At 51.3% G+C, this 26,981-nt stretch carries 24 protein-coding genes; 16 read left to right on the forward strand and 8 right to left on the reverse strand.

From position 1 onward, the window contains the following. The first annotated feature begins 57 nt into the window (after nucleotides 1-57). Nucleotides 58-339 carry a type II toxin-antitoxin system RelE/ParE family toxin gene (locus tag DFER_RS24500; protein WP_015814359.1) on the forward strand — a complete coding sequence of 94 codons (282 nt, stop codon included), beginning with the start codon at nucleotides 58-60 and terminating at the stop codon, nucleotides 337-339. A gap of 3 nt (nucleotides 340-342) precedes the next feature. Next, nucleotides 343-642 carry a HigA family addiction module antitoxin gene (locus DFER_RS24505; RefSeq protein WP_015814360.1) on the forward strand — a complete coding sequence of 100 codons (300 nt, stop codon included), beginning with the start codon at nucleotides 343-345 and terminating at the stop codon, nucleotides 640-642. On the opposite strand, the gene dinB is transcribed toward DFER_RS24505, so the two are convergent. Further along, a complete protein-coding gene (dinB, locus tag DFER_RS24510; RefSeq protein WP_015814361.1) occupies nucleotides 643-1,893 on the reverse strand; it encodes a DNA polymerase IV in 1,251 nt (416 codons plus the stop codon). A gap of 111 nt (nucleotides 1,894-2,004) precedes the next feature. Between dinB and DFER_RS24515 the strand changes: the two genes are divergently transcribed. Then, nucleotides 2,005-2,772, forward strand: a complete 768-nt coding sequence (locus DFER_RS24515) for a LexA family transcriptional regulator (RefSeq protein ID WP_015814362.1) — start codon at nucleotides 2,005-2,007, stop codon at nucleotides 2,770-2,772. Nucleotides 2,773-2,802: 30 nt separating this feature from the next. Here the strand turns inward: DFER_RS24515 and DFER_RS30970 are convergent, their stop codons facing one another. The 3 genes from DFER_RS30970 to DFER_RS24530 form a co-directional block, all read right to left on the reverse strand. Next, entirely contained in the window at nucleotides 2,803-3,027 is a 225-nt protein-coding gene (locus tag DFER_RS30970) for a PIN domain-containing protein (protein WP_050774719.1), read from the reverse strand. A gap of 168 nt (nucleotides 3,028-3,195) precedes the next feature. Next, nucleotides 3,196-3,399, reverse strand: a complete 204-nt coding sequence (locus tag DFER_RS24525; protein ID WP_015814363.1) for a hypothetical protein — start codon at nucleotides 3,397-3,399, stop codon at nucleotides 3,196-3,198. Nucleotides 3,400-3,468: 69 nt separating this feature from the next. After that, nucleotides 3,469-5,250 (reverse strand): ABC transporter ATP-binding protein, encoded by a 1,782-nt coding sequence (locus DFER_RS24530; protein ID WP_015814364.1) that lies wholly within the window; start codon nucleotides 5,248-5,250, stop codon nucleotides 3,469-3,471. A gap of 233 nt (nucleotides 5,251-5,483) precedes the next feature. Between DFER_RS24530 and nusB the strand changes: the two genes are divergently transcribed. From nusB to coaE, 6 genes are all read left to right on the forward strand, one after another. Next, nucleotides 5,484-6,650 (forward strand): transcription antitermination factor NusB, encoded by a 1,167-nt coding sequence (gene nusB / locus DFER_RS24535; protein WP_015814365.1) that lies wholly within the window; start codon nucleotides 5,484-5,486, stop codon nucleotides 6,648-6,650. A 102-nt stretch (nucleotides 6,651-6,752) separates the two neighbouring features. After that, the gene (locus DFER_RS24540) at nucleotides 6,753-7,055 is read left to right on the forward strand and encodes a YtxH domain-containing protein (protein ID WP_015814366.1); all 303 of its coding nucleotides are present in this window, start codon (nucleotides 6,753-6,755) and stop codon (nucleotides 7,053-7,055) included. Nucleotides 7,056-7,063: 8 nt separating this feature from the next. Next, nucleotides 7,064-7,522, forward strand: coding sequence for a DUF1573 domain-containing protein (locus tag DFER_RS24545; RefSeq protein WP_041735479.1), 459 nt, complete (start codon nucleotides 7,064-7,066; stop codon nucleotides 7,520-7,522). Nucleotides 7,523-7,547: 25 nt separating this feature from the next. Then, a complete protein-coding gene (yajC, locus tag DFER_RS24550; protein WP_041735480.1) occupies nucleotides 7,548-7,850 on the forward strand; it encodes a preprotein translocase subunit YajC in 303 nt (100 codons plus the stop codon). A gap of 131 nt (nucleotides 7,851-7,981) precedes the next feature. Continuing rightward, nucleotides 7,982-8,599 carry a YbbR-like domain-containing protein gene (locus tag DFER_RS24555; protein ID WP_015814369.1) on the forward strand — a complete coding sequence of 206 codons (618 nt, stop codon included), beginning with the start codon at nucleotides 7,982-7,984 and terminating at the stop codon, nucleotides 8,597-8,599. Nucleotides 8,600-8,629: 30 nt separating this feature from the next. Next, nucleotides 8,630-9,241 (forward strand): dephospho-CoA kinase, encoded by a 612-nt coding sequence (gene coaE / locus DFER_RS24560; RefSeq protein ID WP_015814370.1) that lies wholly within the window; start codon nucleotides 8,630-8,632, stop codon nucleotides 9,239-9,241. Here coaE and DFER_RS24565 read toward each other — a convergent pair. From DFER_RS24565 to DFER_RS24575, 3 genes are all read right to left on the reverse strand, one after another. Further along, entirely contained in the window at nucleotides 9,238-11,103 is a 1,866-nt protein-coding gene (locus tag DFER_RS24565) for a DNA polymerase III subunit gamma/tau (RefSeq protein WP_015814371.1), read from the reverse strand. The two genes, coaE and DFER_RS24565, sit on opposite strands and share 4 nt — an antisense overlap. 38 nt (nucleotides 11,104-11,141) lie before the next feature. Beyond that, on the reverse strand, nucleotides 11,142-12,002 hold the full coding sequence (locus DFER_RS24570) for a glycoside hydrolase family 16 protein (protein ID WP_015814372.1): 861 nt from the start codon (nucleotides 12,000-12,002) through the stop codon (nucleotides 11,142-11,144). Between the two features lie 138 nt (nucleotides 12,003-12,140). Further along, a complete protein-coding gene (locus tag DFER_RS24575; RefSeq protein ID WP_015814374.1) occupies nucleotides 12,141-12,581 on the reverse strand; it encodes a DUF6934 family protein in 441 nt (146 codons plus the stop codon). Nucleotides 12,582-12,731: 150 nt separating this feature from the next. On the opposite strand from DFER_RS24575, the gene DFER_RS24580 reads away from it, so the two are divergent. From DFER_RS24580 to DFER_RS24605, 6 genes are all read left to right on the forward strand, one after another. Further along, nucleotides 12,732-13,733 carry a GSCFA domain-containing protein gene (locus tag DFER_RS24580; RefSeq protein WP_015814375.1) on the forward strand — a complete coding sequence of 334 codons (1,002 nt, stop codon included), beginning with the start codon at nucleotides 12,732-12,734 and terminating at the stop codon, nucleotides 13,731-13,733. Nucleotides 13,734-13,792: 59 nt separating this feature from the next. After that, nucleotides 13,793-14,899 carry an Mrp/NBP35 family ATP-binding protein gene (locus tag DFER_RS24585; RefSeq protein ID WP_015814376.1) on the forward strand — a complete coding sequence of 369 codons (1,107 nt, stop codon included), beginning with the start codon at nucleotides 13,793-13,795 and terminating at the stop codon, nucleotides 14,897-14,899. A 68-nt stretch (nucleotides 14,900-14,967) separates the two neighbouring features. Next, on the forward strand, nucleotides 14,968-15,225 hold the full coding sequence (locus DFER_RS24590) for a NifU family protein (RefSeq protein ID WP_015814377.1): 258 nt from the start codon (nucleotides 14,968-14,970) through the stop codon (nucleotides 15,223-15,225). A 162-nt stretch (nucleotides 15,226-15,387) separates the two neighbouring features. After that, nucleotides 15,388-17,088, forward strand: a complete 1,701-nt coding sequence (locus DFER_RS24595) for a D-alanine--D-alanine ligase family protein (RefSeq protein WP_015814378.1) — start codon at nucleotides 15,388-15,390, stop codon at nucleotides 17,086-17,088. A 191-nt stretch (nucleotides 17,089-17,279) separates the two neighbouring features. After that, nucleotides 17,280-19,970 (forward strand): MGH1-like glycoside hydrolase domain-containing protein, encoded by a 2,691-nt coding sequence (locus DFER_RS24600; RefSeq protein WP_015814379.1) that lies wholly within the window; start codon nucleotides 17,280-17,282, stop codon nucleotides 19,968-19,970. A gap of 52 nt (nucleotides 19,971-20,022) precedes the next feature. Further along, entirely contained in the window at nucleotides 20,023-21,786 is a 1,764-nt protein-coding gene (locus DFER_RS24605; protein ID WP_015814380.1) for a phospho-sugar mutase, read from the forward strand. A 58-nt stretch (nucleotides 21,787-21,844) separates the two neighbouring features. Here the strand turns inward: DFER_RS24605 and DFER_RS24610 are convergent, their stop codons facing one another. Then, complete coding sequence (locus DFER_RS24610) at nucleotides 21,845-23,596, reverse strand: M56 family metallopeptidase (protein WP_015814381.1); 1,752 nt, start codon at nucleotides 23,594-23,596, stop codon at nucleotides 21,845-21,847. A 287-nt stretch (nucleotides 23,597-23,883) separates the two neighbouring features. On the opposite strand from DFER_RS24610, the gene DFER_RS24615 reads away from it, so the two are divergent. After that, nucleotides 23,884-26,976: a SusC/RagA family TonB-linked outer membrane protein gene (locus DFER_RS24615; RefSeq protein ID WP_229206104.1), complete on the forward strand. Its 3,093-nt coding sequence runs from the start codon at nucleotides 23,884-23,886 to the stop codon at nucleotides 26,974-26,976. Nucleotides 26,977-26,981 lie beyond the last annotated feature (5 nt).

Here is a 26,981-nt window from a genome sequence, read left to right on the forward strand (position 1 = left end):
GAGTACTTACTTTTGGCGTTACTAATCCACGCCAGTCCGGCGCCCCGACAAACCTGTATGATCGCAAGTTTTTCTTCAAAGGATACCGAAAAAATATGGCTAGGCGAGCGGGTTGCAAAGTTGCCATTGGAAATCCAGCAGGTCGGCAGGAGGAAGTTACGGATGCTTCACAACTCGCAGAGCCTGGCGGATTTACGTATCCCACCGTCAAATCGTCTGGAAAAGCTTTCCGGAAATCTGAAAGACTTTTACAGTATCCGTATTAATGACCAATGGCGGATTGTGTTCAAATGGTTAGACGGAAATGCTGCTGAGGTTCAAATTGTTGACTATCATTAATTCATGGAAACACTAAATAACATCCATCCCGGTGAAGTGCTCATGGAGGAGTTCCTTGGACCAATGGATATTTCGGCTTACCGATTGGCCAAAGAAACCGGCATTCCCCAGACCCGCATCAGTGAAATAGTCAAAGGGCGGAGAAGGATCACTGCCGACACCGCATTGCGTTTCAGTAAATTTTTCGGCACCACGCCCAAATTCTGGCTCGGTTTGCAGGACGATTACGATATTGAAGAAGGACAGCATTTAATTTCTGAGGAATTAAGTGAAATAAAAACTTTAAAGCCTGACGCCGCCTGACTAAGCATTCCTATGCGCCGGAATGATGGGCGGCTCGCCGTTGAACGGGTTTCCCATGCTCCCGATGTCTGAGATTCCCATCGTGCTGGCCCAGGTCAGGATCTGGTCTCCGTCTTTGTTGTAGGCGTATTTGGTTTTGATGTAATCCATGGCCTGGTAAAGGTTCAGGCGTTCCTCGGTGTCGTCGAACAGGTTGATCTGGTAATTTCCCGTCACAAGGTCGCTGAAACTTACGCCGACCAATCTCACCATCATACGCCGGTTGTAAAGCTGGTCGAAAAGCCGTTCGATATGCGGGATCAGCACGTGGTCCGCCGACGTGTACGCTATTTTCAGCTGTTTGGAAAATGTATTGAAATCTGAATACCGGATTTTGACCGACACACAGGACGTGAGCTTATCGCCGGTCCGCAGCTGGAATGCCAGCGTTTCGGCCATGGCGCGCACCATTTCGCGCATTTTACGTACATCGCCCGTGTCTTTGCCGAACGTCCGCTCACTGGAAATGGATTTCCGCTCGTGGAACGGCACGATAGGGGAGTTGTCGAGGCCATTGGCCCGGTTCCAGAGGGCAACGCCGTTTTTTCCAAACACTTTCCCCATCATTTCCATCGGCATTTCCTGGATCGTTTTCACGTACCGGATGCCGAGGTTGTTGAGCGTCTGGTTCATTTTGTCGCCTACCATCGGGATTTTCTGCACTTCCATCGGCGCGAGAAACGTTTTTTCGGCGCCTGGCTCTACACGCAGCTGATTATTAGGCTTCGCTTCGCCGGTCGCGACCTTGGACACCAGCTTGTTGGTCGCCAGCCCGAACGAAATCGGCAGGCCGGTTTCACGGATAATACGCTGCCGGAGATCGGACGCCATGCCGTAGCAATTGAAATACTTGTCCATTCCCGACAGATCGGCATAAAACTCGTCGATACTCGCTTTTTCGAACACCGGCACGTGCTGGCTGATGATCTCGCTCACTTCCTTGGAATGCTTCGAATACGTTTCGCCGTTCCCGCGGATGACCGTCGCCTCCGGGCAAAGCATCCGGGCCATTTTCATCGGCATTCCCGAATGCACGCCAAACTGCCTCGTTTCATAGCTGCAAGCCGCGACCACCCCGCGGTCACCCGTGCCACCGACCAGAATAGGCTTGTTTTGCAGCCGGCTGTCCTGCTTGCGTTCTACGGATACAAAAAAGGTATCCAGGTCAAAATGTAATATCGCACGGTCCACAAGTGTTTGGATTTTTTTCAAATTAATGGATTTATTCCAAATATATGGATCATATCCATTTATTGAAAGGAATTATTCCAAAAAATTTGTAGGTTTGGGAATCAATGCATTGTTAACCAGTTACCATCACACATGCTTATGGCTATTGATGAAGAATTCAGGCGTTTTAAACAGATTCGCGAAGAGCTGAACCTGACCCAGGCCGCCTTTGCGGACGAACTCGGGATCAGCGCAACGACGGCCGATATCGAGCGCGGGCGTACGCGCATACCCGGGCAGGTTGTGAAGGAGCTTTTGCGTAAATACCATATTAATCCGCTCTGGCTGTTCGGCGACAGTCCGCAGAAATATCTGCATGCCGACAAAATGTATGTAAATCCCAAAGTGGTGACGGTGGACCAGGCCGGAAAGGATAATATCGTGCTGGTGAGTGCAAAAGCAGCCGCGGGTTATCCGAATAATATCGGCGATGCGCAGTGGTTTGAGGCCCTGCCGGCTTTCACCATCCCGCTGCCCGAATACCGCAATGCGACATTCCGCGGTTTCCAGGTGGACGGCGACAGTATGACGCCCGCATTACAGTCCGGCGAATGGATCTGGGCCCGCGCGGTGGATGATTGGGACACGCTGAGTGACAAGCACATGTACGTGATCGTGACCGTGGACAGTGTGCTGGTTAAAAAGCTTCGCAAGGAAAAGGATTCGGCTTTTGTCAATCTGATTTCCCTGAATCCCGACTACGCACCGATCCGCGTCGACCGCAACGAGATCCGCGAAATATGGCAGGTCAACAGCAAACTGTCATTCGACCTGGAAGAAGACCGCACCGAGATAAGCCTCCAAAGCCTGCACCAGGAAATGCGCGAGCTGCGGCAGGAGGTGAAGCGGCTGGTTAAGTAAGGTTGATGCCAGCCTGCTTTCTAGGCTGTTTTATTGTGGATCGAACGGATTGAGTATGTGAAGGTTTTTGATCCGTGCGAAATCTGATGTATTGTTTGTAATCAAGATCAAATCGTGAATTAATGCCGTTGCTGCGACAATGGCATCGGGTAGTTCCAGATCATTTTGTCGCCGCAATTCGGCGGCCTTCTGCCTGATATCCTTTTTGAGATCGAATAAAAAAGCGATATCGACAAACAGGCTAACCAGATCCAAGTCGAAGGGGGGCCGCCGTTTTCCAACTGAATAGTTCTATTTCAGTAATTACAGAGAAACAAATTCGGCTGTTTTGGGCAATCTCATCCGTTACCTTCTCCACATAAGGAGGAAGGTGTTGTTGGAGATAATAAATAGCAATGCTGGTATCCCAGAGATAAGCCTGGTTCATTTGCCGCGCAGTTCCCTGAGTTGACGTTCAACCTCTTCAATTGGCTGTTTGGTCATTTTGCCTTTCAGGAAACGTATGGCGCTTGTATCCTTAGGTTTGAGCGTGTTTTCGTGCAGACGAATGAGGTGAAGATTTTCAAGATTGCGCAAAAGCTCGAGCGCCTTTTCGCTGGTGATGTCTAATGTGACGGTGTAGTGCATAGTGGTATAATTTATGGTTGTTAGCCAAAATTATAAAACACCCGCGGAAATCCGAGCACTGGTTGTATTTTACACCTCTTCCGAAATCAACTGCTTTTCATACAGCTCCTTATAAGCGCCATTGAGCGCCATGAGCTCCGTATGAGTGCCTTGCTCTACAATGCGGCCTTCGTCGAGGACGACGATTTTATCGGCTAGCTTGGCCGAGGACACGCGGTGGGAGATGATCACGGACGTACGCTGGTCCATGATCCGCTTCATGTTGTTGAGAATGATGTTTTCGGTATTGGTGTCCACGGCCGAGAGGCAGTCGTCCAGCACCAGGATTTTCGGGTCGCGGGCGATGGCGCGGGCGATGGAGAGCCGCTGTTTTTGTCCGCCCGAAAGGGTGATACCACGCTCGCCGAGCATGGTTTCGTACCCCTGGGGGAAATCCTTAATGTTATTATAAAGGTCGGCGTCTTTCACGGCCTGTTCAATCCGCTCGAAAGGCATATCCTCGGTGCCGAACCGGACGTTGTTCTCGATGCTGTCCGAGAATAGGAATACGTCCTGCGGCACATAGCCGATCTGGCGGCGGTAACCGCGAACTTCGTAATCCTTCATCGGGACGTCGTCGATCAGTATCTGGCCTTCGGTAGGATCGTACAGGCGGCAAAGCAGGTGCGCCAGGGTACTTTTTCCCGAGCCGGTGGTGCCGAGGATGGCGACGCTTTCGCCGGCTTGCACGGTGAGGTCGAAGTCGTGCAACGCCTTAATGCCCGAATCGGGGTAAACGAAGCCTACGTGGCGGAAGGTTACCTTACCATCCAAAGGCCTGCTGACGTTCTTTTCGGAAACGAGTGTCGTATTTTCATTCAAAAACTCATTGATCCGCAGCTGCGACGATGCGGCGCGCTGAATCTGGCTCGTGGTCCAGCCCAAAGCCATTACCGGCCAGGTAAGCATATTTACATACAATATAAACTCGGTAATGTTCCCCGGCGTGAGGCGGCCATTGATAATTTCCTGTCCGCCGACATAAATGACCAAAATGTTGCTCAGACCTATCAAAAGGACGATCATCGGATAAAAGAAAGCGTCCACCTTGGTTAGACCCAGTGATTTGGTTTTAAAAACTTCCGCTTCCTTTTGAAAATTGGCATTGGAGCGGTTCTCCTGAACAAAGGATTTGATCACCCGTATGCCCGAAAATGCCTCCTGCACGTAAGTCGATAATGCCGACAGCTGCTTCTGTATTTCCTGCGAGCGCTTCATGATCATGCTGTTCACTACATACACGCTCACAGACAGCACGGGCAGCGGCAGTAGCACGTAAAATGTCAGTTTCGGGCTTACCGAGACCATGTAGGAGATCACGAGGAAGAAAAGGACGATGAGGTTAATGCCGTACATCAATGCCGGACCGACGTAAATGCGGACGTTGCTCACGTCTTCGGAAATGCGGGCCATGAGGTCGCCGGTGCTGTGGCGGCGGAAGAATGCGGCCGGGAGCGTCTGATAATGTGCATAAATGTCGTTTTTGAGCTCAAACTCGATGTGGCGCGACATGACGATGATTGTTTGCCTGACGAGGAACAGGAATATCCCTTTGAGCAGCGCCATGAGCAGTATGAGGAAGCCATAAAGCAGAATGCTGAACGCAAAAATGTCATACATATCACTTTGCAGCGATACGCCATTGTAGAGGTAATAAATATCGAGTGTTTCGATCACCAGGTCGAGCGCGTAACGCACGAGCTGGGCGGGGATGATGCCGAAAAGGTTGGAGATGATCGTAAAGATGATACCCAGGATGAGGTACCACTTATATTTCCACAAATATTTGTTGAGAGATTTTAATGCTTTCACCGGTTCAGATTTTGATCAGCCGTCCAGGACGCTTTCTAGCCAACATCCACTTTTACCAAAACGTTGCAAATTTAAAACGACGCGTCCCAATTTTCCGATTGTGAACAAAATAGTCTAATTTTGCGGTCGATTTCAAAACAAACAATGCGGGGTACAGCACCGAATGGCCTTGCAGAACATGCAGACACGTTCTTTGATTTACTGTACCTTATATCCAAATAGTATTCCGGCTTATGCTGAATAGAAGATTACTAAGAACCAAGGCCGTTCAGGCTCTCTATGCGCGGCAGCTCACCGCCGATGCAAACCGCCTGCTGGCACTTGATCAAATCGAGGAAGCTTTTGCCCCCGACCTGAATTCGATGGAATTTCAGGACAAAAAGAAGCTCTCGGGAATGAAACGCCTTGCCAACATGACGCTCGACGAGCTCATTAAAAACGGTAAGCCGAATGATGACGAAGAACTTCCCGCCCGCGTGCTGAATGTGGCCCGGAGCGCTTTTGAAGCATACAGCCGGCAGACTAATACGGATGGAGAAAAACTCGTTAGAAGGGTTTTGAATGAAACTGAGACGATTTACGTCGATTTCATCCGGATCCTGTCGATGCTGATCGAACTGGCTCACCAGGCAAAAATCGACCGCGAGCGGAGGTACGAAGACCCCGAGGCGCCATTCCCGAAAGATTCGGGGCTGGATACCAACCGGGTGATCAAGGTTTTGCAGGGAGATAAAGCGCTGGAAGAGGAAATCATCCGCAGCGGCATCAACTGGTCCGACGAAATGAACCTGATCCGGAAAATTTACCGGGAGGCATTGCGGAAGGACGAAACCTACGAAACATATTGCAAATCGGCGGCCCACACGCCGGAAGAAGACCAGGAGATGATCCAGCACGTGTTGCGACAAATCATCCTCAAACACGAAATTTCCCTCGATTACCTCGAACAGCGCGACCTGTACTGGGCCGATCACGCCGAACTGATCCGCAGCTTGGCGATCAAAACGCTGCGGACTGCCGACGACGCGCATACTTTCCAGCTCGCACCACTCACCAAAGATTGGGAAGAAGACCGGGCATTTGTGGAAGAACTTTGCAAAATCGTGATCAGGGAGAGCGATCAGTACGATGTTTATCTCGAAGACCAATTGAAAAACTGGGAGCTCGAAAGGATTGCGCTGGTGGACCTGATTATCCTCAAAACAGCCCTCGCCGAGCTGATCCATTTCCCGGGTATCCCCGTGAAAGTCACCATCAATGAGTTTATCGAGATCGCAAAAAGGTACAGTACACCAAAAAGTGGTAAGTTTGTGAACGGCGTCCTCGACGTGCTTTCCGTAAAACTTGCCAAGGAAGGCGTGATCAGAAAAAGCGGGCGCGGATTGATTGATAATAAGTAAAAGCTGCCGAAATTGGGGCCGGGTATAATGGAACAATTTTTGGAGACCATTATAAAAAAATGAGCTGAGCCCCGTTCAGCAGCTAGAAAACGACCAGAAATCATGAGTAAAACCAGTAATACACTAATCGCATTCCTGACAGGCTGTGCAACCGGCGCGGCACTGGGTATCCTTTACGCTCCCGACAAAGGCGAGGTGCTTCGTACCCAGTTGACATACCGACTGTCCAAATACCGTGAGAAACTGCAAGAAGTAATCCAGGACCTGGTCGACAAGAAAGACCAGCCCGATAACTTTTCCAGAACGGAAGGCGAGCGTGTGGTGAATGATGCCCGCGAGAAAGCCGAAAAACTGCTGGAAGACGTGGACCGCCTCATGGCGCAGATCAAGGGTCAGGCCAGCTGATGTTCCCTATGAAAAAAATAGCCCTTTTCGCGTGTCTGGGATTGGCGGTGGCCTTTTCCGGTTGCTCAAAAACTGAAAAGAACGGCGAAGAAAAACAGGCAAATTCGAAATTGCCTGTTTTTGCTTTGATCGATAGCGCCGAATACGACTTCGGAACGATCCAGGAAGGTGCCATCGTGGAGCACGAGTTCAAATTCCGTAACGACGGTGAATATCCGCTGATCCTTAACAACATCAGCTCGTCGTGCGGATGCACCACGCCCGAATGGCCGAAAGAGCCCATCGGTCCGAAACAGTCTTCAAGCATCAAGGTTCGTTTTGACAGTAAACACAAGGCCGGCCCGCAGGTCAAAACGATCACGGTGTATGCCAACACCGAGCCCGCTTACACGGAGCTGAGGCTGAAAGGCATTATCAACGCGGCGCCGCAGCCCGCATTGGCGGATTCGGCAACGGCCAGGAAGTAACATTTATACAACCCCATCTACTACAATGAATTTTTCTATTTTAGCACAAGCAGCAGCCGGTGGCTCACAAGGTATGATTTACCAGGTCGTTATGTGGGTCGGTATCATCGGCGTATTTTACTTTTTCATGATCCGTCCGCAGCAAAAAAAGCAGAAGGAACAGAAAGAGCTGCTCAATAACCTGAAAAAGGGCGATCAGGTGGTGACGATCGGTGGTATCCACGCGCGGATCTACACGGTGGAAGAAGCTACGGTTACCCTTGAGTTGGATAAAGGTGTAAAGCTGACGGTCGAGAAATCGGCTATTTCACGCACTATCGCCGGGTAAACTAATCGTGAACAGCATGCGGACAAGCTTGTGCATGCATTTTCAAAATTGTTGTGAGCCAAGTCCCACCCAATCAGAACAGGATCAAGACATTTATAGGATGCTTGCTTGCAGCATCCTTTTTTTGGTTAATGAACGTCCTCAATAAGGACAACTACGCGCTCAAACTGAGCTATCCGCTGTCGATCGAATATGATAATGCGGCCTATGTGCCGATGCAGCCGCTTCCTAAACGGATTTCGGTGAATGTGTCGGGAGATGGCTGGACATTGCTTCAAAAATCGTGGCTGAATTTCAATGCCAATCCGGTGGTGTACCGCGTGCAGAACCCGAGCGTGACGAGTTTCATTAATTCCACCACGCTCACCGACCAGATCACGGAAATGTTCCCGACGCTGCATGTGAACTATGTCGTTGCGGATACTTTTGAGCTCAAATTCGAGCCGAAAATCCGGAAAATCATCCCGATCCGCGTCGATAGTGCCGGCATTGACATGCGTGATGGCTATGTGATTTCGAGCTTCATCAATGTGTCGCCTTCATTGATTTCGGTGGACGGGCCCGTTTCGGAGATCAAGTCGTATCCCGACACGATCCGCGTGCGCGTTCCTACTCCGAAAATACAGAACAACTACGACGAAAGCCTGCCGATTCCGCTGCCGGTATCGCCGCTTGTGGAGGTGAGCCACCGTGACGTTTACATCAGTTTCGAAGTGGCGCAATTCCTGAATGCTGCGCCGCAGGAATAGCATATTTGGTCTTTTTTACCAGACAACCCCATGGAACTTCCACTTCTGATAGGTATAACGGGTGGCATCGGTTCCGGCAAAAGCATGGTTTGCAGACTGTTCGAATGTCTGGATATTCCGGTTTACTACGCCGATAGCCGGGCCAAATGGCTCACCAATTATGATCCGGAAATCCGCGAAAAGGTGACCCATCTGCTGGGGCCGGATGCTTACGACGACGAGGGCCGCTACGACACGCGTTTTGTAGCGTCACGCGTTTTCGGCAACGAGCCCCTTTTGAAACAATTGAATACCATCATTCACCCGGTGGTACTCCGCGATACGAAAGAATGGCTCATGGCCAATGCGGGGTTGCCTTATGTAGCGAAAGAGGCGGCCATTATGGGCAAGGCGGGGCAGGCCAATTCGGTGGACTATGTGGTGATGGTGGACGCTCCGGTGGAACTGCGCATCCAGCGCATATTGCAGCGCGACAAGCGTTCGGAGCAGGAGATCAGGGCAATTATCGAGCGGCAGATCTCCGATGAATCGCGAAGAGGAATTTCCGATTTTATCGTGCAAAACGACAACGATTCCGAGCTCATTCCCCAGGTGCTCCGGTTACACGAAATCTTCAAAAAAGGGCGGACTTCCGTTTCCTAAAAATCCACATCCAGGCCTAATGCCTGCTTCAATTCCAGCAGATAAGGATTTTTTTCTGCCATATAGTTAAACTTTTCCGCAGGCGTGTATGGCAGCCTGTTCACTTCCTGGGGCGCTACACGAGGGTTAATGTCCAATTTCGGGGCATCCAGCCGTGATTTCAGAAAACCGAGCAAATCATACCGCATATTCATCACGGCATCTTGCTGATGGTCATTGTCGAGCGCGATCTCGATGGTGGTGCCGTTCAGCTGGAACTCCCGATTGAGTGTAATTTGCTCGGTAGTCGAATTTCCGGCCTGCTGGCGTTTTTGGGAGAATTCATACCACAACCGCTGCAAATTCGGCAGTGTAAGTTCTTCCTTCTTCGTGCCGTTTGGTACCGCTGCATATTCGACCCTGGGCTGCGCGGCAGGTTCCTTGGCGGCTTGCTGCGTTGGTGGGGTGAGCGAAGGTGTGAGTGAAATGGTATTTTTCAGGCGCGACGATGCCGGCTGCTGAGGCGTTACCTGTTGCGGAGCCGTTTGTTGCGGCATTACCTGCTGCGGAGCGGTTTGCTGATGCATTGCCTGTTGCGGAGACGGATGCTGTGGCATTGCCGGCTGGGGCGCAGGCGCCTGCGCGTAGGCGCTTCCGTTGGAGGGCTGCCCGTTCACTACCGCGGAAGGTTGCGGTGCGGGTGCCGGTCCGTTGTTCAGGGATTGCTGTGGCTCAACTTTTTTTTTTGCCGTTTCATCAACGGCAGCAAGCGAATGTAGTTGAAGAACCTGGGGTAAATTGGCGAGTTTCATGAGGCAGAGCTCCACATGCAGCCGCTGATTTTTCGCCGATTTGTAGTTGATATCGCATTGCCCGGTAATGCTCAGCGCCGATAGCAGGAAACTCATATCGGCCATCAGCGATTGTTCCAGGTATTTCCTTTCAGCGGACTCCGACACCTGTAACAAGGTCACCGTCGCCGGGTCTTTGCAAACGAGCAGGTTCCGGAAATGTTCGAGCAGGCCTACGACAAACAAATGCCCGTCGAATCCCTTTCGGAGTATCTCATCGAACAGCACCAGTGACCGGGCGATACTGCCCGCGGTAAGGGCGTCGGTGATTTTGAAATAATAGTCGTAATCCAGAATGTGGAGGTTTTCCAGCACCGCCGCGTAGGTGAGATGATTGTTGGTAGAAAACGTCACATTCAGGTCAAACATCGAAAGTGCGTCGCGCAATCCGCCGTCCGCCTTTTGTCCGATCAGTTCCAGCGCTTCGTGCTCGGCATTGATGCCCTCTTTTTTGGCGATATCCAGCAGGTGATGAGCGATGTCCTTCGACTGAATCCTGTTAAAGTCGAAAATCTGGCATCGCGACAGGATGGTCGGCAGGATCTTATGCTTTTCGGTCGTTGCGAGGATGAAAATGGCGTACGAAGGCGGCTCTTCCAATGTTTTCAGGAATGCATTGAAAGCGGCCTGCGAGAGCATGTGCACCTCGTCGATGATGTAGATCTTGTACTTGCCGGTCTGGGGCGGGTAACGTACCTGGTCGATCAGGTTGCGGATATCCTCCACCGAGTTGTTGGAAGCCGCATCGAGCTCGTGGATATTAAAGGAAGCATTGTTCTGGAAGCTCACACAAGACTCGCATTCGCCGCAGGCCTCCACATCGTCGCCGAGGTTCTGGCAGTTGATGGTTTTGGCCAAAATCCGTGCGCAGGTCGTTTTTCCTACACCGCGGGGACCGCAGAAAAGGAAAGCTTGCGCAAGGTGATTGGTGCGAATGGCATTCTTTAATGTAGTAGTGATGTGTGATTGACCCACCACCGAATCAAAGGTGACGGGACGATACTTCCTGGCCGAAACAACGAAATGATCCATGGTGCAAGATACTTCCGTGCACTGGATTTTCAAAGCCGCTACTTCGTCACGAGCGGGTACACGCGCACGTAATCGACTTTCATTTTTTGCGGGAAAATGCTGTCGTCCACGCCCTTTTGCCCACCCCAGTTACCACCGACGGCGATATTTAAAATTAAATGAAACGGCTTGTCGAACGGCCATTCCGCCCATTGGTAGGAAGCTTCTTTTTTGAAGGTAAAATAGGCATTGCCGTCGACGAGAATGGTGATCGCTTCGGGCGTCCACTCGCAGGTGTACACATGGAAATCTTCCGAAAGTCCCTTCACGACGATATTGTTGCCTTTGTTGGACTTGATCGCATGATTAAAGGCCTTGGTGTGGATATTGCCATGCAGCCGGTCCTGGTCGAACCCGACGTGCTCCATAATGTCGATCTCGCCATTATCCGGCCAGCCTTTGTTGCCATATTCATTTCCGCTCGCCAGCATCCAGATCGCCGGCCAGGTACCCCGGCCCTTCGGCAACTTCGCGCGGATCTCGAATTTCCCATAGGTAAAATCTCCTTTACCTTTCGATACCAATCTAGCCGAGTTGTACTGCTGCTTGCCCGACGGCTCCTTAATAGCCGTAATCACCAGATTGCCATTCTCCACTTTGGCATTCTCGATGTTGCTGGTATAGTTTTCCAGCTCATTATTCCCCCAGCCATGGTCACCGAGGTCGTAGCTCCACTTGGCGGCATCGGGTTTGCCGGAGTAGTCGAATTCGTCCTGCCAGGATGGAGTGGGAGCGAAGGTGTATTGTGATGTGGCTGGTTTGGGCTTTTCTGCCAGTTGTGCACAGCTTACCGCGGCACTAAGGATAACCAATCCGCATATAACCAAGCCCGGAATGAGCGAAGGACTATTATCTCTCATTGTGTTGATTCGATATGGTTTTCCTTTTGAAAACGGACACATCCATTCTTTTCAGTGCAGCATTAGCCTCATCCAGCTTCTTTTGCACAAGCTTATCTTCGCTGGCACTGGCCTTGTCAAGTACTTTTGGCGTTCCCTTCATAGCTTTTGTTCGATTACGTAAAAATCAAAATGGCTGTTTGGCGTAAATGGGCACAACACATCGTTTTTTAGCCCATATATTACAAAACGTTCGGATAGTTGGTTAAATTCTCTTGCAATAACTATGCTGTATAGGCGATGGCGTCGGGCATCACTGCCTCTGAACAACAAAAATGCGCCAGGTTTCTGAGTGTAGAAATCCATTACAATCCGAAACACCGTTGCCAAGACCGTTCTCAGATCTTTATTCCTCGATTCGGAGATATCAGACAATGTTCCGTCAGCAAGGATGTCAAAAAGAGCCAGGTTGTAGACGTTGGAGATGCTGGTTTGGGTGATCCTGACGACTTTCCGGACGATTTTATTGTCAATGACACTTGTAAACTCGTAGCGGAAACGGGCATTGTTTGATGTGTACGGATATGACTTTTCCTGCATACGTATCGGGTACTTATAGTGTGTATGAAATTTCTATCAAACATATAAAATTTCCCTAAATCCCAAATTATAAATTCCTAAACCCCAGCATTTAGTGAAATCCTGTGGTTTTCATGCTTAATTTTGTGGCCCGATTGTCGTTTTTATGTAATGAAGGATATTAAGTTGAGTACGGAAGTTGCCCTGGATGCGCCCGAGTGGAAGGTTGATCATCAGACGAAAATACTGACCATCGGCTCGTGCTTCGCCGAGGTGCTGGGCGGGCAACTGGCTGATTTCAAGTTTGATGTGCTGAATAATTCGTTGGGTACGGTGTTTAACCCGCTTACGATCTGCAAAATTCTCGACAGCGCGGTGGAGGAGAAAAGGCCCAATCCCGCATTGTTCCTGCAAAATCCGGATCACATTTGGATGCACCACGATTTCCATTCGTCGCAATGGGCCCATGGACAGGGCGCGCTCGATGCGCACCTTTCGGATAAGCTCGATGAGATCCGCGAGTTTCTGGGTGAGGCCGATTTGCTGGTAGTTACATTGGGAACGGCCTACGCCTACCGCCATCGCAAGACGAACCTGATCGTCGGGAATTGCCACAAGGTGCCGGGCGACCGGTTTATCAAAGAGCTCCTGCACCCCGATCAGATCACGATCGCATTCGAGCAGCTCATTCAAAAACTGATTCCTTTTAACCGGAAACTGCGCATTTTGCTCACGGTAAGCCCCGTGCGCCACACGCGCGACACGCTTCCGCTGAATCAGGTGAGTAAGTCGACATTACGGCTCGTGACGCACCGGCTTTCGGAAAAATATAAGCATGTAGAATACTTCCCGTCGTACGAGATCATGATCGACGAGCTGCGCGACTATCGCTTTTATAAGGAAGATATGATCCACCCCAGCAGCATTGCCGAGGACTATGTTTTCAATGCATTTGCGCAAAACTACATCGATGCCGGCTCATTGAAATTCATGAGCGAATGGTCGTCTATCCGCAATACGCTCGCGCACCGGCCGCAGCACGGGCTCACGCAGGGGCATTTGAAAATGCTCAAATCGCTTTGGAGCAAGCTGAATGCGTTTTCCCGAAACCTGGACGTTTCGGCGGAAATGGAGGAAGTGGAGCGGCGCATCGGAGAATTTCCGGGAATGTGACAAACTCATTGGCCGCATTTCGTGTTGCATAGTATTGAGTCAAAGTACTAACCATCATAATGGGAGAATTTACAATTAATAAGGAAAAAGTATTGCAGGCATTGAGTACTGTGGAAGAGCCCGATCTAAAAAAAGATCTGGTGACGCTCGGTATGATCCAGGATATAGAAATCGGTGTAAACCAGGTACGGTTTACCGTAGTACTTACAACCCCCGCATGCCCCCTCAAAGAACTGATCAAAAAGAATTGTGAGAATGCGATCCACGAGCATCTGAGCCCGGATGTGGAGGTGATCATCAAGCTCACAGCCAATGTTACCACCACCCGCCACACCGGCCCGCTGATCCCCGGCGTGAAAAACGTGATCGCGATCTCGTCCGGCAAAGGTGGGGTAGGGAAGTCGACCGTGACAGCCAACCTTGCGATGGCATTGCACCGCTCGGGTGCAAAAGTGGGCATCATCGATGCAGATATTTCAGGTCCGTCGATCCCGGTGATGTTTGGTGCGGAGAATATGCAGCCGACCATTACACCGAAAGACGGTAAAAACTATATTAATCCGATCCGCCAGTACGGCGTCAAAATGATGTCGATCGGCTTTCTCACGCCGCCGGATAGCGCCGTAGTGTGGCGCGGCCCGATGGCGAGCCAGGCGTTGCGCCAGTTTTTCGGTGATACCGATTGGGGTGAGCTGGATTACCTGCTTATCGACCTGCCTCCCGGCACCAGCGACATTCACCTGACATTGGTCCAAACCGTGCCCGTAACCGGTGCCGTAGTGGTTACCACGCCTCAGAAAGTGGCACTCGCCGATGCAGTGAAAGGTTTGTCGATGTTTAAACAGCCGCAAATCAATGTGCCCGTGCTGGGTGTGATTGAAAACATGGCCTGGTTTACGCCGGAAGAGTTGCCGGATCACAAATACCACATTTTTGGTAAAGGAGGCGGACAGTCGCTGGCCGACAAATTTGAGGTGCCTTTGATCGGTCAGATTCCTCTGGTACAAGGCATTCGCGAGGCGGGCGACGATGGCCGCCCGGCTGTAATGGACACCAATCCGATCGTGAACGAGGCGTTTATGAATGCGGCCGAGGCATTGGCACAGCAGGTGGCGATCCGCAATGCGTCGCGCGAAAGAACGAAAGCGGTGGAGATCGTGGTTTAGCAGTTAGTAACTGAATGATTTGATTTTTTGGATATAATCTTGCATCTTAGCAGACAGACTTTTTAACAATGGATTCAAAAGAAAAAACCATAGAATTGATCGAGCAGGCGCTCGAAACGGTGCGTCCTTATCTGCATGCGGATGGCGGTGATGTGAAATTTGTGGAGCTGACGGACGACCTGATTGTGAAGCTTGAATTGCAAGGTTCCTGCCAAAGCTGCCCGATGAGCGCTATGACGTTCCGAGCAGGACTCGAAGAATCGATCCGCAAAGCCGTTCCTTACATTAATAAGGTAGTTTCCTCCAACGTGCCGGAGCTGGCATAACAGCGGAAAATTGATATCAAATATTGGTCAAAAGCAGTTTCCTGAAAAGGAAGCTGCTTTTTGCGTTTTAATCCGCGCGTTGGATAGCCGGAAATTGATTCATCCCGATTAGTCAGCTATATTGCGGGCATCATTGGAATGCATTAATCAGGAACAGCAAACATGCGTATCGGAATTTTTTTTGGAGGTCCTTCCCGCGAACGGGAAATATCATATGCAGGCGGAAAAACAGCATTTGAATACCTCGATAAGTCACTTTTTGAGCCGGTACCGGTTTTTGTGGACAGCTTTGGAAGGTTCATCCTGCTGCAAAACGAATTGATGTATTTGTCCGAAATCCGCGAGTTCTACCCCGCGCCGGGCATTCAAAAAGATGGCTTCAAAACCTACGTCGAATCCTTTCCCGAGCTGGCCGCTGCTCCGGTACCTTCCGAAATCGGAAAGCAAATCAATCCCTCCGAGTTCAAACAATACTTCGACTTCGCATTCCTCGCCATGCACGGCCCCGACTGCGAAGACGGCGCGATCCAGGGCCTGCTCGAATGGTACAAAATCCCTTACAGTGGCCCGGGTTTGATGGGTTCCGCGGTTGGGATTGATAAAATATTGCAAAATGACATGATTGCCCTCGTGAACGGGCAGGAAAAAAAGAGCTGGACACTCAAATACAGCCAGTGGGTCCCCAGGGATTACCCATTGCTCTTCCAGGTTTTGAAGAAGCACCTCGGTTTGCCATTGGTATTCAAAGCACCGCACCAGGGCTCGTCCATTGGTGTGGCCATTGTGAAGGATGATTCGCTCGAAGAATTTATCGCGGCTGTAAATCAATGCTTTTTCCAGATAGAACTGACCGCCGGAACGTGGAAAGAACTGGATGAAGCTGAAAAACTGGCGTGGGGACAAAAAATCGCTAACCTCGACGAAGGTATCGGCTTCCCGGTGATCCTGGACGGCAAAACGATCTATCACCCCACCACGCTGATCAGCGAACTGGAAATATACTTTTCGGAAGGGAATGAGCATGCATTACTGAGCAGTTCCAATGCGGAAGATCAGGTGTTGGTCGAGGAATTTGTAAGCGGGCAGGAGTTTTCCTGCGGCTGCATTCAGTTCGACGACGGTTCGCCGCTTGCATTGCCGCCGAGCGAGGTGATCAAAATGGTGGAGGTTTTTGATTTTAATACAAAATATAAACCCGGCGCCAGCCGCAAGCGCACTCCGGTGGGCACTACACTGGAAAAAAACCGCGAAATCCAGCAGATGATCGCGGCGACCTTCCGGCAACTGGGCATCGACGCCTGCGTGCGGATCGACGGCTTCCTGAAACCCGACGGCACCATCCTGCTCCACGACCCGAACACCATCCCGGGTATGTCGCCTACTTCCTTTATATTCAAGCAAATGGCGGAAATAGGGTTGACTGTCACCCAGGCATTGACCTATCTCGTGCGGCAATCCCTGCGCGAGCGAATCCGCTCGGGCAAGCACACTTGGGCGCTGCGTGCGTTACTCGCAAGGCTCGACGAGCGCATTAATGCTACCGTCGCCGCTGAAAAACCAGTGGAAAACATCGTCTTCGACGCAACGGATGAAGCGTATGTGGAGGCACGCCGCCGGTATGGCCTCTTGAATGCAGAGGGAAAAGTGAAGCCGGTGCCCGTCCTCAAAGCCGCTGACGGTCAGTTTTACCAGCTGCCTAATCCATTGATGTTCAAGGAGTATGTTTCTGATGTCGAGGAGTTGCTCCATGCGCAGCGCGATCCGTTGCTGGTCGAAACTTCGCAGAAAGCAGCCGCGCTGACCCGCTTTTACGCAGGGGATGTTTCCTACGAGGTAACCCGGATCGAAAGCCCCGCGCGCTGACAGGAAGTGTTCGCAGGTGACTTGTTGTGGCTCATTATGAGTCGTTTATAAGTTTTTGCGGCATTGCCGGCAACCACCAACCCGATTGTTAATTTTTTTCAATTTTTGACCGGTTTCTGGTGTTTTTGAAAACCGGTTTTCTAAATTGGGTAATTATTGAAATTCATTCCTTTCGAAAAATTGACGGATTAATGGCACAAGGAGCTGAAAAAGTTAGGTTAAGTCTTCAAAAAGAAAATAAGGGATGGAAGAAGTGGGGGCCTTACCTGTCGGAGCGCCAATGGGGCACGGTAAGGGAAGATTATAGCGGAAACGGCGACGCCTGGAACTATATCACCCACGAAATGGCCCTCTCCAAAGCATATCGCTGGGGCGAGGACGGGATCGGTGGTTTTTCTGATAACAAGCAACACATATGTCTGTCGTTCGGATTCTGGAACCATAAGGACAAAATACTGAAAGAGCGGATTTTCGGGCTTACCAACCGGGAATCAAACCACGGGGAGGATGTGAAGGAAATGTACTATTACCTCGATAGCACACCCACGCATTCGTATACCAAAATGCTCTACAAATATCCGCAGCAGGCGTTTCCCTACGATAAACTGCGCCAGGAAAACGGTCGCCGCGGCAAACAGGACCCGGAATATGAAATCATGGACACGGGTGTGTTCGATAACGACGAGTATTTCGACATTTTTATTGAGCACGCGAAGGCCGACGAGGAGGACATTCTCATGAAAGTGACCGTGTTCAACCGGGGTACGGAAGAAGCACCGATTACGGTGCTGCCGACGATTATGTTCCGCAACACATGGTCGTGGGGATACGAGGCATTCAATTACAAACCGATCATGAACGGCATTTCCAACCGGCTGATCGAAGTGACGCACCGGAAACACGGGAAATACAACCTTTACCTCGACGGTGCGGACGAACTGCTATTCTGCGAGAACGAAACCAACTTCAAGAAACTCTACGGCACAGCCAACAATACGGCTTATCCAAAGGACGGTATCAATGATTATATCGTCAGCGGGCAAAAAACCAACACGGTCAACCCGAACAGCATTGGCACAAAGGCCTCAGCGCGTTTTACCAAAACCATCAAAGGCGGTGAAAGCGCCACATTCCGCTTGCGTTTTGTAAATCACACCATTTCGGAGCCTTTCGGCGGTTTTGAGGATTTGTTCAACAAAAGAATCCGCGAAGCCGACGAGTTTTATGACGACCTTCAACGCGACGTGTCCGACGGCGACCTGCGCTCGATCCAGCGGCAATCCTACGCCGGAATGCTTTGGAGCAAGCAGTTCTACTATTATAATGTATACGAATGGCTCAAAGGCGACCCTGCCCAGCCGGGGCCGAACCAGGGCCGAAAATGGGGCCGCAACTCGGGCTGGAAGCATTTATATGCGGCCAATATCATATCAATGCCCGATAAATGGGAGTACCCGTGGTTTGCCGCCTGGGATTTAGCCTTCCATTGCGTGCCGCTCGCCCGTGTGGATGCCGATTTTGCCAAAAGACAGCTCGAAATCCTCCTGCGCGAGTACTATATGCACCCCAACGGCCAGATACCCGCCTACGAGTGGAACTTCTCCGACGTAAACCCGCCGGTGCACGGCTGGGCGACGTGGAAAGTGTACGAGATCGACCGCGAACAGAATAATGGCGTGGGCGATATTGAATTTCTGGAAAAAATCTTCCATAAATTACTCCTGAACTTCACCTGGTGGGTAAACCAGAAGGACGACACGGGCAATAACATTTTCAGCGGCGGGTTCCTGGGCCTCGATAATATCGGGGTATTCGACCGGTCGACGCCGATGCCGTTCGGCGGTAAGCTGCAACAGGCAGATGCTACGGGCTGGATGGCGATGTACACGCTCAATATGCTCCGCATTTCGGTGGAAATTGCGCTGGTGCATGGCGTTTACCAGGATATGGCTTCCAAATTCTTCGAGCACTTCCTGCACATCGCAGGCGCTATGGAATCGATTGGTGGCAAAAACCAGACGATCAGCTTGTGGGATGAGGAAGACCAGTTCTATTATGACGTAATCCACATTCCGAACGGGCAGAGCATCCTGCTCAAAGTGCGTTCAATAGTAGGACTCATCCCGCTTTTTGCCGTGGAAATCCTCGATCCGCAAAATCTGGACAAGCTGCCGGTTTTCAAACGGCGCGTGGAATGGGTGTTGGCCAACCGGCCGGACCTGGCGCGGCTGATATCCCGCTGGTTTGAATCAGGTAAGGGCGAAAACAGGCTCCTGTCGATCCTGCGCGGCCACCGGATGAAGATGATCATGAAACGGATGCTCGATGAGAGCGAGTTTTTGTCGGATTACGGCGTGCGGGCATTGTCCAAATACCACGAGGAAAATCCGTACAAGTTTTATATCAACGGCGAGGTGTTGCAGGTGGATTACACGCCCGCCGAGGCGCTTACCGACATCATGGGCGGTAATTCCAACTGGCGCGGGCCGATCTGGTTCCCGCTTAACTACCTTATTTTCGACTCGTTAATGAAATTCCACACCTACTACGGCGAGGATTTCATGATCGAATACCCGACCAATTCCGGCAACCTTACCACAATCAAGGAAGCGGCATTGGCCATTGCCTGCCGCCTCATCGACATTTTCAAGAAAGATTCGGAAGGAAGGCGTGCGGTGTACGGGCATGACGAGAAAATGCAGAAAGACCCGAATTTCAACGATCACGTACTATTTTACGAGTATTTCCATGGCGACAATGGCCGTGGTTGCGGTGCGAGCCATCAGACAGGCTGGACGGGCCTGGTAGCGGAACTGATCCACAAAACAGCCAAAGAATCGTATTCAGCGATCGAGAAAGAAGTAGTGGAGATCAGTAAATAAGGACAATACATACATTTTAAAATTCTCTTAATTAATTCTATTTAACGCAATTATGACTGCAAAATTGGAACCGAATGTGATGACCAAAGTGAGCAGCTGGCTCAACGGTGATTATGATATCGATACAAAACAATCCATTCAACAACTGATCGATGAAGGCAACGATACTGAACTGACGGATGCATTTTACAAAGATCTCGAATTCGGGACAGGCGGGCTTCGCGGGCTGATCGGCATCGGTTCCAACCGCATGAACCGCTACACCGTGGGTTCGGCAACGCAGGGCTTGGCGAATTACCTCAACAAAGCATTCCCGAACGAAGAAAAAAGCGTGGCCGTAGCTTATGACAGCCGGATCAAGTCGGATGAATTTGCGAAGATCATCGCGGATATTTTCACGGCTAATGGCATTTCCGTTTACCTTTTCGAAGCATTGCGCCCTACGCCGGAGCTTTCGTTCGCGATCCGTTTGCTGGGCTGCAAAAGCGGGGTAGTCGTAACCGCATCACACAATCCGAAAGAATACAACGGCTACAAAGCCTACTGGAACGACGGTTCGCAAGTAGTAGCGCCGCATGACAAAAACATTATCGACGAAGTGAATGCGATCACGTCGATCGACCAGGTGAAATTTGACGGGGATGCCTCTAAAATCACTAAAATCGGTGCGGATGTGGACGAAAAATACATTGACCATATCCTTTCCCTTTCCATTTCAAAAGGTGCATTGGAGCGTCAGAAAGACCTGAAAATCGTGTACACGCCATTGCACGGAACAGGCGTGACCCTGGTGCCGCAATTGCTGGGCAAAATGGGTTTCGAAGCCGTAACGGTGATCGAAGAGCAGGCTGAACCCAAAGGCAACGGCCAGTTCCCGACGGTGGTTTACCCAAATCCCGAGGAAAGTGAAGCGATGTCGAAAGCCGTTGAAAAGGCGAAGGAAATCGACGCGGACCTCGTAATGGGCACCGACCCCGACTCCGACCGTGTGGGTATCGCAGTGAAAAACCACCACGGCGAAATTCAGCTCCTGAACGGTAACCAAACCGCCAGCGTGCTCATTTATTACCTCCTGAATGCCTGGAAAGACGCCGGCAAACTCACCGGAACGCAGTTCGTGTGTAAAACCATCGTAACCACCGACCTGATCGACAAAATGGCGGCGGCTTATGATGTGAAATGCTACAACACGCTCACCGGCTTCAAATACATTGCACAGGTAATCCGCGAGAAGGAAGGCCAAGAGCAGTTTATCGGTGGAGGAGAGGAAAGCTACGGCTACCTCATCGGCGACGCGGTGCGTGATAAGGATGCGATCGCTTCCTGCGCGATGATCGCCGAGCTTACGGCCTACGCGAAAGACAAAGGCCTTAGCCTGTTCGATATGCTGATGGAAATCTACAAGCAGTTTGGTTTCTATTATGAAGGGTTGATCTCACTGACTAAAAAAGGTAAGTCGGGCGCCGACGAAATCCAGCAAATGATGGCCGATTTCCGCGCTAACCCGCCGAAAACCATCGCAGGATCGCCGGTGGTGCGCATGGACGACTACAAGGCGTTGACCACAACGGATTTCAAATCGGGCAACACGGCGTCCATTCCATCGGGCGAAATGGGCATCGAATCGTCCAACGTACTTCAATTCTTTACCGAAGACGGTACGAAATTCACTTGCCGCCCATCCGGTACCGAGCCGAAAATCAAATTCTACGTGGGCGTACGCGCGGCGCTTGAAAAGAATGAGGACTTCGACAGCGTTTACGCTTCGCTGAAAGAGAAGGTAAAAGCGATCGGCGAGGAGTTGAACCTCAAATAAGGTATCTTATCAATGCTGATAGAATGCAAAGGCGGCCCAATCGGGCCGCCTTTTGCTGTTATTTGGTATACACGACGAAGTACTTTCGCCGGGCACTGTCTTCCAGCATGGTCACACGGTCAACTTTCGAGAATGGTACTTCGTTCACTTCCGTGAAGGTAGATTTGCCCGCATTGAGATAAAAACTGGCTTCTTTATGATAGCTGGCAATGTGCAGGGTGCTCACTTGTGATCGCCCGATTCCGTTCTTGTCGTAAAACTGCCGTGCGTTGGGCCCGGCCAGGATTTTCTGGGTGTAAGTGCTGGCGGTATGCGTTCCCAGGCTTTTGCCGAGCTTGTATTCGAAATAGGCGACCGCATTTTGGCGGGCCATCGCCTGTGCCTTCTGATAATCCTGCTCCATTATTGTACTCAGCGCTTCCGGCGGCGTGGCACCCATGCTATGTCCCCTGGCTGAAATATAGCCCGAGTAGCCCTTAATCGGCTGAAATTCGCCTTCCCCATGCGCTTCACCCGAGCCGCCGCCGTTTTTAGCGGTAATGCTCACCGACACGTCCGTGATGTATTGTTGCAGAGGATCGTACCGGATGTTGTTGATCGCTAACGCATAGCCATACTTCTGCGCGGCATTCCTGATAACAGTGATATCTTCCCACGTCGTGAGCGGTGTAATAGCCCAGTACAATGTCTGGTTTACGATCAATACACCTTTCGTGCCAGCTTGAGGTGCCTCATCCAGGCTGTCGGCAGTAATGGCCATTTGTTCGGGCTGGGGTTTTGCTTTGGGTTGAATGTTTTCGGGAAGGTCAAAATCGGTTTGTTTGGAAGGAATATCGGCATTCACTTCGGCTATAAGGGGTTTTACCAGTGGCCTGATCACCTCCGGCGCCAGTTCGACGATCACTTCGCGATAGGGCGCCACAAATGCGGATGAAACGTAAATCAGCGTCACAACAGCCGCATATTTAACCCAAGCCATAAAATGCGAAGGCTTCCGGTTCATCATTTGAATGCGTTTTTTGAGCAGCGACTGCGCGAAAGAGTTCGTCAGCGGCAGTTCGCGGCTTTGCATCGCGGTGTTGAGCAGATTGTACTGATATTGCTTCTTCTCAAACCCATTGTCCAGCACAGCGCGATCGGCCAGGTATTCGAGGTTTTCGTGCACAAGCCTTTGATGCGCCCATGAAAACGGGTTGAACCATAAACATATTTTCTGTATTTCCGCAAGCAGCAAATCGGCGCTATGCCATTGCCGCGCATGCCCGGCCTCGTGGGCGATGATGTTGCGCAGCTCCCCATCGGAATGCCTCGCCGGATCGAGCACGATCCATTTGAAAAAAGAATAGGGCGAAGCACCCGCCACGCGCACAATGGCCGTACCATCCGCAATGCGCTCTGCGCGCCCCGTTGCTACCACCCGGAGCAACCGGCCGACCTGAAAAAGCAAACGGGCAGCGAGCACAATCACGCCTGCAAAATACAGGGCGAGGAGCCAATCCCCGGCGCTCATAAAAGGTACGGCAGTGCTGATTTCCGTCTTGAAAGGTTCGGGACGGATCGTAGCGAGCGGTTCGGCAAGCAAAGGAAGTTGCGCTACCACTTTTGGAAACGTATCGTGAATGTCCGTTTGCATTCCAACTGGCCCCCAGCTGGGCAGGTTCACCAGCGGCAATGCCCAGGCAGCCAGTACATTGACCCACAATAGTACGCGGTTTAGGTTCGAGAAGGTTTCGAACTGGATCAGCCAGCGATACGCCAGCGTGAGCACAGCCAGCACCAGGCTGACTTTCATGAGGTAAGGGATCATCATAAAGCAGGCGGATTAATGTGGTAGCTGTTCCAAATCTATCAGATAAATATCATAACTATTTTTATAGTTAACAAACTATTTTTCTAGTAATGTTTTTTTCCTCGGTCCGAATGCCGTCGTAAACCTGCCGGGCCCCCCTGTTAATCCTACCGGTTGCTAATCAATATGTTACCTTTTGTTGTCTTATAGGGGTTTTAATTGATACTTTTTGAAGAATCAATTGTAAATTACATGTATTATATAACGAGACCTGACTAACGATGATGAAAAATCTACTTCACAACAACTTGAAGTTACTATGCCTTTTCCTCATGCTCTGCTGCCAGATGGCGCGGGCACAGGACGGGCAGGTAACCGGGAAAGTTACAGACAAGGACGGAATCGAAATCCCGGGTGCGAATATTGCCGTAAAAGGAACTTCACAAGGCACTTCGGCTGACGGCAACGGCCGGTACACCATTCAGGCACCACCAGGGGCCACGCTGGTATTCAGTTTTATTGGTTTCAAAAAGCAGGAGGTAGTGCTGGGTTCTCAACGTACCAATGTGAATGTACAAATGGAACCCGACGTTTCCATGCTCAACGAAGTGGTGGTGACGGCACTCGGACAAACGCAGGAAAAACGGGCGATCGGCTACTCAGTCCAGTCGATCCGGTCGGATGAAATCCGGGAATCGGGTAACCCGAACATGATCGGGGCATTGCAGGGCAAGATCGCCGGCGCGGTGATTACCGGGTCGGGCGGGGCGCCCGGAGCGGGAGTGAACATCATTCTCCGGGGCATCACCTCGCTCAGCGGCAGCGCCGACAACCAGCCGCTGTTTGTGATCGACGGCATCATCATCAGCAATGCCACCACAGCCGGAAACCCGCTGCCGAGCGCCGGATCGGCCTCGCCGGGCGCCTCCGAGCAATTTGCGAATACCAATCGCGCGGCGGATATCAATCCAGACGATGTCGAAAGCGTTTCGGTCCTGAAAGGCCCTGCCGCAACGGCGCTTTACGGCCTGCGCGCTTCCAATGGGGCCATTATTATCACTACCAAACGCGGCAAATCGGGAAAATTGAACGTGTCGGTGTCGCTTTCGGGCGGGGCGGATGTACTGGGGAAGTCGCCCGACATTCAAACGCGCTTCATTCAGGGACGTTTCGGCGAGTTCATTTCCCCCACCGAAGTGCGCCAGCGGACGCCCTACCAGTCGTTCGGGCCGTCGATCATCGGCAATAATACCGACCGTATTTACGACAACTTCCGCGGATTTTACCAAACAGGCTTCCGCACAAACAACAACATTACCCTGACGAAGGGCAGCGAAAAAGGCAATATCTACGTCTCGGCGGGTCATAATTACCGGCAGGGGATCGTGCCGGCCACGCATTTTGAGCGGACATCGGCCAAAATAGCAGGCACGTATCATTTCACCAGGCGATTTTCGGCTTCCGGCTCCTTCAACTACATCCGCTCCGGCGGGAAACGGCCGCCGGCGGGCGATAAGTCGGTGTTCAGCGCACTTTTCTACTGGCCTAATACCTATGACGTGAACGATTACCTGAATGCGGACGGCTCTTACAAAAACCTCCTGCCCGGTTTCACCGACAACCCGGTGTACCTGGTCAAAAAGAGTCCGCGGGTCGACGCCGTGAACCGCTATATAGCCGACCTGACATTAAACTACAACATTACCGACTGGCTTACAGCAAAGTATCAGATCACCCTGGACGCATTCAACGAACGCCGTAATCGCCAGGTAGACAGTACTTTCGATGTCGGAACGGCGGTGAAAGGCTTCCTGATCAAAGAGTACATTAATTATCGTGAGGTCAATTCCAATTTGTATGTGACGGCCTCGAAACAGTTCAACGAAAGCTGGAACGGCTCGCTGATGGTCGGTAACTCGGTGGTCGGCAGCAAGCGGCCCGATAGCTATTATGAGCGGGGAGAGGGCTGGAATGCGCCTTTTACGGACGAGATCAGCAGTTATCGCAACCAGCAGAAGCGTTTCTATTCCCCGCTGCAATACCGGATCGTCAGCTTCTTTGCCGATGCGAAACTGAGCTTTCGGGAAATGCTCTATTTCAATGCGACGGGCCGTAACGACATCGTTTCGACATTGCCCAAAGCCAACAATTCGTTCTTCTACCCATCGTTCAGTGCCGGCTACATTTTTACCGAAAACCTTCCCAAAAACAACATCCTCAGTTACGGCAAGCTGCGTGCTTCGTGGGCGCAGGTGGGCAAGGGCACCGATCCGTACGTGATTGGCGTGTACTACGAGCTGGCCGATAACTTCCCGTTCGGTAACACGGTTCCCGGCTACATCCGCCGGTCCACCACCGCGGCCGCCAACCTGAAACCCGAGCGGACCACGTCCATCGAATTCGGTACCGAGCTGCGTTTTTTCAGCAACCGGCTTATGCTCGATGCCACCTATTTTACGATGGACAGCAAGGACCAGATCGTCCGCGCGCCGGTTTCCAATGTTTCAGGCTATTCATTTTATTATACCAATATCGGTTTGATTCGCAACAAAGGCGTGGAGCTGCTTGCGACGTTTAAGCCGGTGCAAAAGCCGCGTTTCAGCTGGGATATGTCTTTGAATTTTACCAAAATGTCGGGGAAGGTGATCGAAATGCCGGACGAGCTCGAAGAAATCTCCTATTTCGACAATGGAAGTCGCGGTGTGCTGAAAGTGCGGGAAGGCAGCAAGCTGGGCGAATTGTGGGGCCTCGATTACCTGCGCGCCCCGGATGGCCAGCTACTCATCCAGGCGAATGGTTTTCCGCTCACAAGCCAGGTGACGGTGCCTTGGGGTAATGCATTGCCCGACTGGACGGCCGGTTTGACCAACACATTCAACTACCGCGGCCTGGGCCTGTCGTTCCTGCTCGAATGGCGGCACGGCGGCGACGTGGTCGATCTTGGTGAGCGGAATGCATTCCGGTCGGGTTCCATCGAAATCACCGGGCGGAGATACGAGCAGGTCGTTTTCAAAGGTGTGGTCGAGCAAAAAGGGGCCGACCAGTCCGTAACCTACGTACCCAACACCAAAGCGGTGATCCTCGACGACGCATTCTATAACCCATCGACGGCGCGCTATATGGGCAATTCGGCTCAGTTCAACATTCAGGATGGCTCCTGGTTCAGGCTGCGAACGGTAGGCCTTTCGTACGCGATCCCGAAAACCGCATTGGCGAAATCGGTTTTCAAGGGCGGCGTGCGGTTCCACTTTACAGGCACCAATCTTTTCCTGAATACACCCTTCCGCGGCTACGACCCCGAAGCGCTCACATTCGGCTCGGGCACGAATATCATTGGTTTTGTGGGCAGGAACAATCCGGCCTCGCGCAGTTTTCAGCTAGGTGTTAATGTAAATTTTTAGGAGAA

Source organism: Dyadobacter fermentans DSM 18053, assembly GCF_000023125.1.
Taxonomy (GTDB): Bacteria; Bacteroidota; Bacteroidia; order Cytophagales; family Spirosomataceae; genus Dyadobacter; species Dyadobacter fermentans.

Coding starts and splice junctions, on each gene's coding strand:
- DFER_RS24585 (WP_015814376.1), top strand. CDS start 13,793: ATGGGAGAATTTACAATTAATAAGGAAAAAGTATTGCAGGCATTGAGT.
- yajC (WP_041735480.1), top strand. CDS start 7,548: ATGAATTTTTCTATTTTAGCACAAGCAGCAGCCGGTGGCTCACAAGGT.
- DFER_RS24610 (WP_015814381.1), bottom strand. CDS start 23,596: ATGATGATCCCTTACCTCATGAAAGTCAGCCTGGTGCTGGCTGTGCTC.
- DFER_RS24545 (WP_041735479.1), top strand. CDS start 7,064: ATGAAAAAAATAGCCCTTTTCGCGTGTCTGGGATTGGCGGTGGCCTTT.
- DFER_RS24525 (WP_015814363.1), bottom strand. CDS start 3,399: ATGCACTACACCGTCACATTAGACATCACCAGCGAAAAGGCGCTCGAG.
- DFER_RS24580 (WP_015814375.1), top strand. CDS start 12,732: ATGAAGGATATTAAGTTGAGTACGGAAGTTGCCCTGGATGCGCCCGAG.
- DFER_RS24600 (WP_015814379.1), top strand. CDS start 17,280: ATGGCACAAGGAGCTGAAAAAGTTAGGTTAAGTCTTCAAAAAGAAAAT.
- DFER_RS24605 (WP_015814380.1), top strand. CDS start 20,023: ATGACTGCAAAATTGGAACCGAATGTGATGACCAAAGTGAGCAGCTGG.
- coaE (WP_015814370.1), top strand. CDS start 8,630: ATGGAACTTCCACTTCTGATAGGTATAACGGGTGGCATCGGTTCCGGC.
- DFER_RS24515 (WP_015814362.1), top strand. CDS start 2,005: ATGCTTATGGCTATTGATGAAGAATTCAGGCGTTTTAAACAGATTCGC.
- DFER_RS24595 (WP_015814378.1), top strand. CDS start 15,388: ATGCGTATCGGAATTTTTTTTGGAGGTCCTTCCCGCGAACGGGAAATA.
- DFER_RS24540 (WP_015814366.1), top strand. CDS start 6,753: ATGAGTAAAACCAGTAATACACTAATCGCATTCCTGACAGGCTGTGCA.
- DFER_RS24555 (WP_015814369.1), top strand. CDS start 7,982: ATGAACGTCCTCAATAAGGACAACTACGCGCTCAAACTGAGCTATCCG.
- DFER_RS24570 (WP_015814372.1), bottom strand. CDS start 12,002: ATGAGAGATAATAGTCCTTCGCTCATTCCGGGCTTGGTTATATGCGGA.
- DFER_RS24565 (WP_015814371.1), bottom strand. CDS start 11,103: ATGGATCATTTCGTTGTTTCGGCCAGGAAGTATCGTCCCGTCACCTTT.
- DFER_RS24505 (WP_015814360.1), top strand. CDS start 343: ATGGAAACACTAAATAACATCCATCCCGGTGAAGTGCTCATGGAGGAG.
- DFER_RS24590 (WP_015814377.1), top strand. CDS start 14,968: ATGGATTCAAAAGAAAAAACCATAGAATTGATCGAGCAGGCGCTCGAA.
- DFER_RS24500 (WP_015814359.1), top strand. CDS start 58: ATGATCGCAAGTTTTTCTTCAAAGGATACCGAAAAAATATGGCTAGGC.
- nusB (WP_015814365.1), top strand. CDS start 5,484: ATGCTGAATAGAAGATTACTAAGAACCAAGGCCGTTCAGGCTCTCTAT.
- DFER_RS24575 (WP_015814374.1), bottom strand. CDS start 12,581: ATGCAGGAAAAGTCATATCCGTACACATCAAACAATGCCCGTTTCCGC.